Source organism: Streptomyces laculatispora, from assembly GCF_017353455.1.
Lineage (GTDB): Bacteria > Actinomycetota > Actinomycetes > Streptomycetales > Streptomycetaceae > Streptomyces > Streptomyces laculatispora.
Window position 1 is genome coordinate 1 of record NZ_JAFMPZ010000429.1, and the last position, 9,909, is coordinate 9,909.

General features: G+C 74.7%; 3 protein-coding genes. All 3 read right to left on the reverse strand.

The genetic code is table 11. The features are described from left to right. Positions 1 to 2,882 (reverse strand): non-ribosomal peptide synthetase (locus J1C73_RS21265; RefSeq protein ID WP_207317815.1); only part of this gene is annotated, 2,882 nt, incomplete at its 3' end. A gap of 5 nt (positions 2,883 to 2,887) precedes the next feature. Continuing rightward, positions 2,888 to 6,877 carry a non-ribosomal peptide synthetase gene (locus J1C73_RS21270; protein ID WP_207317816.1) on the reverse strand — a complete coding sequence of 1,330 codons (3,990 nt, stop codon included), beginning with the start codon at positions 6,875 to 6,877 and terminating at the stop codon, positions 2,888 to 2,890. Further along, the coding region (locus J1C73_RS21275; RefSeq protein WP_207317817.1) for a non-ribosomal peptide synthetase at positions 6,874 to 9,909 on the reverse strand (3,036 nt) is incomplete at its 5' end. The genes J1C73_RS21275 and J1C73_RS21270, both read right to left, overlap by 4 nt.

Genomic DNA, 9,909 nt, shown 5'->3' on the forward strand with positions numbered 1-9,909 from the left:
GCCCGGTCGAGCTTGCCGTTGCCGTTGATCGGCATCTCGTCCAGGCGCACGAACACCTCGGGCACCATCGACCCGGGCAGCCGCTTCGCGAGATGGGCGCGCAGCTCCGCGTCCGGGGGCGCTTCCCCGTTCCGGCCCACCACGTACGCCACGAGCCGCTGCGCGGTGCCCGTGCCGCGCACGGTGGCCGCCGCCAGGGCGACGCCCGGCGCGCCGGCCAGCAGGGTCTCGATCTCGCCGAGTTCGATGCGTACGCCGCGCAGCTTGACCTGGAGGTCGGTGCGTCCGAGGTAGTGGATGAGGCCGTGCGCGTCGATCCGGCCGAGGTCGCCGGTGCGGTACATCCGGGTGCCCGGTGCGCCGTGCGGGTCGGCGACGAACCGTTCCGCGGTCAGGCCCGGCCGGCCGATGTAGCCCCGTCCCAGCGAGGCGCCGGCCACGTAGATCTCACCGGCGACCCCGGCGGGAACCGGCCGGAGCAGCTCGTCCAGGACGTAGACACGGGCCCCGGGCACGGTGCCGCCGAGCGCCACCGGCTCACCGGGGGTGAGGTCCCCGGTGGTCGCGTAGACGGTCACCTCGCTGGGCCCGTACGCGTTCACGATCCGCCGGCCGGGCGCGCTGAGCCGTCCGACCAGCTCGGCCGGGCACGCCTCGCCGCCGACCGCGACGGTCCGCAGGTCGGGCAGCTGCCCGGTCAGGTCGGGCAGCAGCATCGCGGCGGACGGCGGCAGGAACACGTACGTGATGCGGGAGTCCCGCAGCCGCTCCAGCAGCGCCTCGCCGATCCGCTCGTCCTCCCGTGGGATGTGCAGCTCGGCTCCGGCCACCCAGGGGAAGAACAGGTCGGAGACGGCCACGTCGAAGCCGAACGAGACGAATTGCAGCACCCGGTCGTCGGCGTTCACGGGGAAGGAGTGCCGGACCGCCCGGGTGAGGTTGACCAGCGCCCGGTGCTCGACGGCGACGCCCTTGGGGACCCCGGTGGAGCCCGAGGTGAACAGGACGTAGGCGAGATCTCCGGGCGCCGGTGCGGCTGCGGTCGCGGCGGGCGCCGGCATGACCGGGTCCGTGACGGCCGGGCGGTCGACCCGGATGCACGGCACCTCCAGGCCCGCCCCCTTCTCCGCGGTCTTCCGGGCGGTCAGCAGGAGACCCGTGCCCGAACTCTCCAGCATGTGGCGGAGCCTGGCCTCCGGTTGTGCGTGGTCCAGCGGTACGTAGGCGCCGCCCGCGCGCAGGACGGCGAGGGCCGCGATGCCCTGGTCGGCCGAGCGCGGCAGGAGCAGGCCGACCCGGAAGCCGGGCCGGACCCCGGCGGCGCGCAGCCGGGCGGCCAGCGCGTCCGCCCGGCCGAGCAGTTCGGCGTAGCTCAGCCGGAGGCCGCCGCAGACCAGGGCCGTGGCGTCGGGGCGTTCGGCCGCCCGGTCGGAGATCAGGTCCGGCACCAGACGGTCCAGCGGCGCGGCCTCGGCGAGCCGGTCGGCGCCGTCGATGATCCGGCGGCGCTCGTCGGCCCCCACCATCTCCACGCTGGACAGCGGCGCGGACGGGTCCGCGAGGAGCCCGGCCAGCAGGGTGCGGAAGTTGTCCGTCCAGCGGCGGACCGTAGCGGCCTCGAACAGGTCGCTGCGGTAGATGAACTGGGCGGCGAGCAGATCGTCCCACCGCTCCACGAACAGGTGGAAGTCGAACTTGGCGGTGTCCAGCGTCAGGGCGAGCCGCTCGGTCGTGGCCCCGGCCAGCCGCAGACCGGGCGCCGCCTCGTCCTCGTAGCTGAGCGCCACCTGCACCACCGGGTCGTGGCTGGTCTCACGGACCGGGGCGAGGGTGTCGACCACCGCCTCGAACGGTGCGTCCTGGTGCGGCCGGGCCGCCAGCAGGGAGGTCCGGACGCGGCGGGTGAGCTCGTCGAGCGACGGGTCGCCGGACACGTCCACGCGCAGCGCCAGGGTGTTGGTCAGCATCCCGACCATCTCCTGGAGTTCGGGCCGCTCGCGCCCCGATGCCGGGTAGCCGACGACCAGGTCCTCGCCGCCCGAGAGACGGGAGAGGAATGCGGTGTACACCGCGAACACCGTCATGAACGGGGTGGCGCCCTGGGCCGCGGCCACTTCGGCCAGGCGTTCCCTGACCTCGGCGCCGAGCAGGAAGCGCTCGGTGCCCCCCGCGGCGGTGCGGACCGGCGGTCGCGGACGGTCCAGCGGCAGTTCCATGGCGGTGGGCGCGCCGCGCAGCCGGTCGACCCAGTGCTCCACGGACGCCTCGAACGCGCCGTCGGCGGTGCGCTCCCGCTGCCAGGCCGCGTAGTCGGGGAACTGGAGCGGGAGTTCGGCCGGCCGGTACGCCGAACCCCCGGTCTCGTGCCGGTATCCCTCGGACAGCCCGTCCAGCATCAGTCCGAGCGACCAGCCGTCGCAGACCAGGTGATGGGCGACCAGGAGTACCCGGTGGCTGCCGTCGTCCACCGCGTACACGGCGCAGCGCAGCAGCGGCCCCGCGGCGGTGTCGAAGGGGCGGGCGGCCTCGGCGCGGATCAGGGCGTCAGCGCGGTCCGCGGGCACGTCCCGGTGGATCACGGGCCGCACCCGCCCGACGGCCGAGACACGCTGCGCCGGGGTGCCGTCCTCGGCGGTCCGGAAGACCGTCCGCAGCGCCTCGTGGCGGGCGACGAGCGCGTCCAGCGCCCGGCCGAACGCGAAGGTGTCGAACGGCCCGTGCACGGCGAAGGCGACCGGCACGTTGTACTGGGCGGAGCCCGGATTCAGCTGGTCCAGGACCAGCAGGCGGCTCTGGGCATTGGATGCGGGGAACTCGTACTGCTCGTTCCCGCCTCCCTCCCCGGCGTAGAGGTCGATGAGATCGACGGCGTCGACGGTCATGGGATTCAGTCCCCTCGGAGGGCGGATTCGAGGGCCGCGGCGATCTCGGCCGCCGGGCCCGGATTGAGTACGTCGCTGTGACCGCAGTCCAGTTCGTGCACGTCGAGCGAGGCGGTCACGCGCCGCCAGGCCCCGGTCTTCTCGGCCGTGGTTGGCCAGGCGTCGCGCGTCGCGGAGAAGAGCGTGAGCCCGCCCCCGTAGTCGGACGGCCGCCATGTGCGTACGAGCGCGCTGTGGTGCGCCCCGATGTCGACCAGGGTGTGCAGACGGGCCTCGGACAGGCCGTCGAAGGCCCCTTCGTGGGTGGTGGAGAACACCGTGGCCCGGTCCAGCGGCCCGTCCGGCACCGGCGCACCGGGGGCGTGGGAGTGGAGCAGGATGCGCAGCATCTCGTCCTCGACGGCGGCGGGGTCCAGCGGGGTGCCGAGGATCTCGTCCGGCATCGGCATGGCGTCCACCACGGCGAGCATCCGCACCTCCTCGCCGGCCCGGCGCAGCCGCACCGCCAGCTCGTGGGCGAGGGGCCCGCCGAAGGACCGGCCGAGGAGCAGATACGGTCCCCGCGGCTGGAGTTCACGGATGCGCGGCAGATACAGGTCCGCCATCTCGCCCATGGCCGGCGGGAGCCGGTCCACGCCGGTGAGCAGCGCCGGGCTCTGGAGGGTGTGCACGGGGCGGGCCGGATCGAGGTGCGGCAGCAGGTTCACGTACGACCAGCCGAGACCGAGCCCCGGGTGCACGCAGATGAGGGGGGTGAGGTTCCCGCCGGCCCGCAGGGTGAGCACGGGCGCCAGGCTGTTGTGCTGCGGATCGGCCGTCGCCGTCGCCGTCGCCGTCGCGGGGCGGCTGAGGCCGGGGCGCAGCGCGGTCCGCGGCGCCGGGCCCTTCCCGGACGGTGGCGCGTCGAGCCGGGCGGCGAGAGCGGCCGGGGTCGGTGCGTCGAACAGGGCGGAGAGCGGGATCCGGACGCCGAGCACCGTCTCGATCTTCGACTTCAGGCGCAGCGCGGTCAGCGAATGGCCGCCCGCCAGGAAGAAGTCGGTGTCGGGCCCGACCGCGGGGATGCCGAGCACCGTGCCGAACAGGGCGCACAGCTCGCGCTCGCGCGGGGTGCGCGGAGTCCGGTGGGCCGCCGGTGCCCCGGTGCGCCCGGGGTCGGGGAGTGCGGCCCGGTCGACCTTCCCGTGGCGGGTGAGCGGCACCTCGTCGATACGGGCCCACAGGGACGGCACCAGGTGCGCGGGCAACCGCTCCGCGGCGTGCGCCCGTGCCCGGTCGAGGGTGCGCTGCCACCGCTGCGCCTCGTCCGCGGGGGCGCCGGAAGCGTCCTCCGCGTCCCTGGCCGGCACCAGCCAGGCGGCCAGCAGCTTGCCGCCCGCCGCGTCGAGCCGGGCGCCGGCCACGGCGCGTGCCACGCCGGGGCAGTCCGCCAGCACGGTCTCGACCTCGGCGGGTTCCACCCGGAAGCCACGCACCTTGACCTGGTCGTCGGCCCGGCCCGCGAACTCCAGGGCGCCGTCGGACCTCCGCCGGGCCAGGTCACCGGTGCGGTACATACGGCTGCCCGGCGGCCCGTACGGATCGGCGACGAACCGCTCCGAGGTGGGCACCGGCCGCCCGAGGTAGCCCTGGGCGAGCCCGGTGCCGCCGATGTACAGCTCACCGGTGGCGCCCGCCGGGACGGGGCGCAGCCGGTCGTCCAGGACATGGGCCCGGGTGTTGTCCAGGGGCCGCCCGACGGGGATGCCGCCGGGCTGACCCGCCGGCTCCTCGGTGGCGGTGTGCGCGGTGGCGAACACCGTCGTCTCGGTGGGCCCGTACCCGTTGACGACCACCGTCCCCGGGCAGTGCTCGTGGAGACGGCGCACGGTGTCGGGCGCGAGGACGTCGCCGCCGGACCACACCTCGCGGAGTCCGGACAGCGCGTCGGGCGCGATCTCCGCGACGGTGCGCAGCAGTTCGGGTGTGAGCATGAGGGCGGTGACCCGCCGGTCGGGGACCACCCGCTTGAGCAGGTCGGGAGTGATCGCCTCGGCGGGGGCGACGACCACGGTCCCGCCGTTCAGGAGCGGCACCCACACCTCGTAGGTCGACGCGTCGAACGTGTACGGGTTGTGCAGCAGCACCCGGTGGTGGGCACCGCCCGCGAAGCGGCCGTCGGCGGCGAGTTCGGTGATCGCCCGCTGCGGGACCACCACTCCCTTGGGCTCTCCGGTGGAGCCGGAGGTGTAGATCACGCAGGCGGCGGCCCCGGGATGGGCGGGGACCCCGTGGAAGGGCTCGGGACCGGACTCCTCGGTGACGTCCAGCACCGCGGTTCCGGCGGGCAGCCGGATCGCGGTGGAACCTGCCCCCGCCGTGAGGACGAGGGCGGGAGCCGCCGCGGCCAGCAGCCGGGCCAGCCGCTCCGGCGGATGCGCCGGGTCGAGGGGGAGCCAGCAGGCGCCCGCCTTGAGGACGGCGAGCTGGGCGACGACCACGGACGCCGAGCGGGGGAGCAGGAGGCCCACGGTCTGCCCCGGCGCCACGCCGGCCCGGACGAGCCGGCCGGCCAGCCGGTCCGAAGCGGCGTCGAGCCGGGCGTAGCTGAGGGTCTCGCCGTCCGCGTCGAGGGCCGGCGCGTCCGGGGTCCGGGCCACCTGGGCGGCGAACCGCCCGGTCACGGTGGCAGGCGCGGCAGGCGCCCGGGAGGGGCCGTCGGCCAGGGCCAGCAGCTCGTGCCGCTCCGCCACGGGCAGCGCGTCGATGTCGTCCACCGGTGTGTGCGGGGAACGGGCCAACTGCTCCAGTACGTGGGCCAGGCGCCCGGAGACCGCGGTCGCCGAGATGCCCCGGCGACAGCTCACCGAGAGCAGCAGCCGGTCCTCCGCGACCGCTGCGATCGTGACCGGGTAGTGCGTCGCGTCCGTCACCTTCGCCAGCCGCACGGCGCCGGGGGCGTCCTCGCTCCCTTCGGTTCGCGGGAAGTTCTCGAAGGCGATGATGGAATCGAAGAGTTCACCGACCCCGGCGGCACGCTGCACCTCGGCGGCGCGGGCGTGGTGGTGGGCCAGCAGCCGGGACTGCTCGTCCTGGACCCGGCGCAGCAGCTCGTCCACCCGCTCGCCGTCCCGCAGCCGGACTCGTACCGGCAGGGTGTTGATGAACAGGCCCACCATGGACTCGACGCCGGGCAGGTCGTGCGGGCGGCCCGAGACGACCGCGCCGAAGACCAGGTCGCGGGAGCCGGTCAGCCTGGCCAGCACCAGGGCCCAGGAGACCTGCACCAGGGTGTTCAGGGTGACGCCCGCCGCGGCGGCCCGCCGGACCAGCATCCCGGTGAGACCGGTGGTCAGCCACACCTGGGAACGGTCGGGTGCAGTGTCCGGCCCGGTGGGCGCCAGCAGCGCGGGCCGTTCCAGTCCCTCCAGCGCCTCGCACCACGCGGCCTCGGCCTTGTTCCGGTCCTGACCGCCCAGCCACACCAGATAGTCCCGGTAGGGCGCGGCGGGCGGCAGCGGCCGCCCTGCCACCAGGGCCGCGAGATCCCGTTCGACGACCGGCATCGACCAGCCGTCCAGGAGGATGTGGTGGAACGACACGATCAGTTCGCCGCCGGTGTCGTTCCGCAGGAACGTGGCACGCACCAGCGGCGGGCGGGCCAGGTCGAAGCGGAGCGCCGCGTCCTCGCGCAGCGCCTCCTCGGTCCGCACCCGCACCTCGTCCGGGGCGAGGCCCGTCAGGTCCACGTCGGCCCACGGCACCGTTACCGCCTTCGGTACGACCTGGACCGGCCGGTCCAGGCGCTCGTGCCGGAAGCAGGACCGCAGATTGGGGTGCCGGTCCAGGAGCGCGGTGACCGAGGCCCGTACCGTCTCCTCGGCGGTTTCGGGGCCGGTCAGGAACCGGGCCTGCACCAGATAGGGGTCGGGTCCCGCGGTCTCCCGGGCGGCGTGGAAGAGCAGGCCCTCCTGGAGCGGGGAGAGCGGCAGTACGTCCGCGATGCGCGCGTTCATCGTCGTTCCCCTTCGTCTTCGTCTTCGTCTTCGTCCTCGTGCTCGTCCTCGTGCCGGGCGGGGCCGATGCCGTCGAGGCCGTCGTCCGGATCGTCGAAGTCCATGTCCAGCGCCAGCAGTTCGAGCTGGTCCCCGGTGAGGTCGACGAGCGGGAAGTCGGACGGGGTGTGGACGGCTCCGCCGTCCGGCCCGCAGTGGTCCGCGAGGACTCCGAGCGCCTGTGACCACGCCGCGGCCAGTGCGCCCACCTCGTCCTCGGTGAACACCCCCGACGGGTAGGAGAAGCTCGCCTCCAGCAGGGGCTCGCCGTTCTCCTCGCGGGCCAGCACGTCCACCTCCAGGGTGTGCGCCAGCGGGACGGCGTCCGGCCCGAGGTCGAGCAGCCGCCCGCCCGCCGCGTCGGTCGCGGTGAACCGGCCCAGATAGTTGAAGCGGACATCGGGTGCCGGCAGTACGGCGAGTGCCGGGCCGGTCTCCGGGTGGAGATAGCGCAGGAGCCCCCAGCCGAGCCCGCCGGAAGGCACCGCCCGCAACTGCTCCTTGACGCACTTCAGGGCCTCGCCCGGGTGGCCGCCGGGCTCCATCGAGGCGGCGCCGATGTCCAGCCGGACCGGGTACTGCGTGGTGAACCAGCCGACGGTGCCCGACACATCGACCTGAGTGGAGACGACCTCGCGCCCATGGCCCTCCAGATGGACGAGCAGAGCGGATCCGGTTCCCCGCCGCTGTACGGCCGCCGCGGTCAGCGCGGTCAGCATCACCGCGTCGGGACGGCAGTTGAAGTCGGCCGGCAGGGTGACGAGCACACTCCGGGTGAGCTCGGGGCCCAGCTCGAAGGTGAGCGTCTCCCGGCGCCCGCCCGCCTCCCGGTCCCCGGTGAGGCGGGCGGCGCTGTCCGCCAGCTGCCTTTCCCACCAGGGGAGTTCATCGATGCGCAGTCCCGCTTCCCGGGACAGCAGCCGGGACCACCGGGTGAACGAGGCGGTCCCCGCGGGCGCCGCTTCGTCCTCGGGGCGGGGGTCGAGCGCCGCGGCCAGTTCCTGACCGAGCACCCGCCAGGAGAACCCGTCGACGGCCAGGTGGTGCACGGTCAGGACCAGGGCGCCGGGCCGGGCTGGACCGGGGTCCAGCCACACCGCCCGCACCATCTCGCCGTCCTCGGGCCGCAGGGTGGCGGTGCGCGCCAGTTCCGTCGCCCGGGAGTGCAGGTCGGCGTCCGCCGCCACGGCCAGCCGGACGGCTCGCGCCCCGGCCGGCGCGCGCTCGGCGGGCACCTCCAGCTCCCAGCCGGTGTCGCCGTCGCGCACCAGCCGCATCCGCAGCGCGGCGTGCCGCTCGGTCAGGGCGGCGACGGCCTCCTCGATCGCCGCGAGTCCGGTGCCGGGCGCCAGCGGGAACAGCATGGACTGGGTGAACGCCGAGGTGTCCCGGACCTGTTCGCGCCACCAGTGCATCACCGGGGTGAGCGGCAGCCGCCCGGACCCGGTGTCCTCCTCGGCCGGGGCGTCGGTGCCGGGCGTCCGCGCCAGCACGGCGAGCCGGGCGGGGGTGCGTGCGGTGAACACGTCGTGCGGCGAGAGCACCAGACCGGCCGCCCGTGCCCGGGCGGCGAGCTGGATCGCCATGATGCTGTCACCGCCGAGACGGAAGAAGTCGTCGTCGGCACCGGCCTGTTCGACATCCAGGAGCTCGGCGAAGAGTCCGCACAGGACCGCCTCGCGCGCCGACCCGGGGAGCCGGACGGTGTCCCCGGTCCGTTCGGCCGGTGCCGGCAGCGCGGTCCGGTCGAGCTTGCCGTGGGACGACAGCGGCAGCGCGTCCAGAACCACCACGGCCGCCGGGACCATCGCCGCGGGCAGACGCTCGGCGGCGTGCAGGAGCAGCGCGTCCTCGTCGGTCTCCACACCCTGCGCGGGCACCACGTACGCGACGAGCTGCGCGGTACCCCGGTCGTGCCGTACGACGGCCACCGCCCGCTCCACACCGGGGTGTTCCACCAGTGCGGCGGCGATCTCGCCGGGCTCGATCCGCAGCCCGCGCAGCTTCACCTGCTCGTCGCCGCGCCCGAGGTAGTACGTGCTGCCGCTGTCGTCCCGGTGGACGAGGTCGCCGGTGCGGTACATGCGGCCACCGCGCGTGTCGTACGGGTCGGCGACGAACCGGGTGGCGGTCGGCGCGGGGCTCCCCTGGTAGCCGCGGGCGACGCCGTGACCGCTCACGTACAGTTCCCCCACCACTCCGGGCGGCACCATGCCGAGGGAGTCGTCCAGCACGTACAGGCTCATCCCGTCGAGGGCCCGGCCGATGGGCGGCACGCCCGCGGCGCCGGCGTCGACCGGGTGGCGGGCGGTGAAGGTCGTGGTCTCCGTGGGGCCGTACACATGCAGGACGAGCGTCGCGGGCGCCGCGGCGGCCACCCGCTGCATGAGGTCCGGGGTCGCGGCCTCACCACCTGCGGCGACCATGCGCAGCCCGGCGAACGCCGTCGGGTCCGCCTCTGCCACCACGTTGAACAGTGCCGTCGTCAGGAAGAGCGCGGTGACACCCTGCCGGTTCACCATGTCGTGCAGCACCCGTGCCTCCACGACACCGCCGGGTGCGACAACCACACGGCCGCCGCTCAGCAGCGGCACCCAGATCTCGAACGTGGAGGCGTCGAAGACGTAGGCGGAGTGAAGCAGCACCGCCTCGCACACGCCGTCCTTCCAGGTGCTGTCGGCCGCCAGCGCGAGAACATCGGCATGGGTGACGCCGACGCCCTTGGGCAGGCCGGTGGAGCCGGAGGTGAACATCACGTAGGCGAGTCGGTCGCCGCGGGTCGGACAGGGCAGCGGGCCCGGTCGTGCCGGAGCGCCACGTAAGATTCCGCCGAGAGCGTCGACGACGATCAGCGGCAGGTCGGCGGCCGTCTCCTGCACCCAGGATTGATCGGCGGCGGCCTCGTCCACCACCAGGGCACGAACGTGGGCGGCCTCGGCAACGCGGGCGAGCCGTTCGGCCGGCCAGGCGGCGTCGGTGCGGGAGCGGCGTAC

What these genes read in the sequence shown, in the direction of transcription:
- J1C73_RS21270 (WP_207317816.1), bottom strand. Translation starts at nt 6,877, where the DNA reads ATGAACGCGCGCATCGCGGACGTACTGCCGCTCTCCCCGCTCCAGGAG.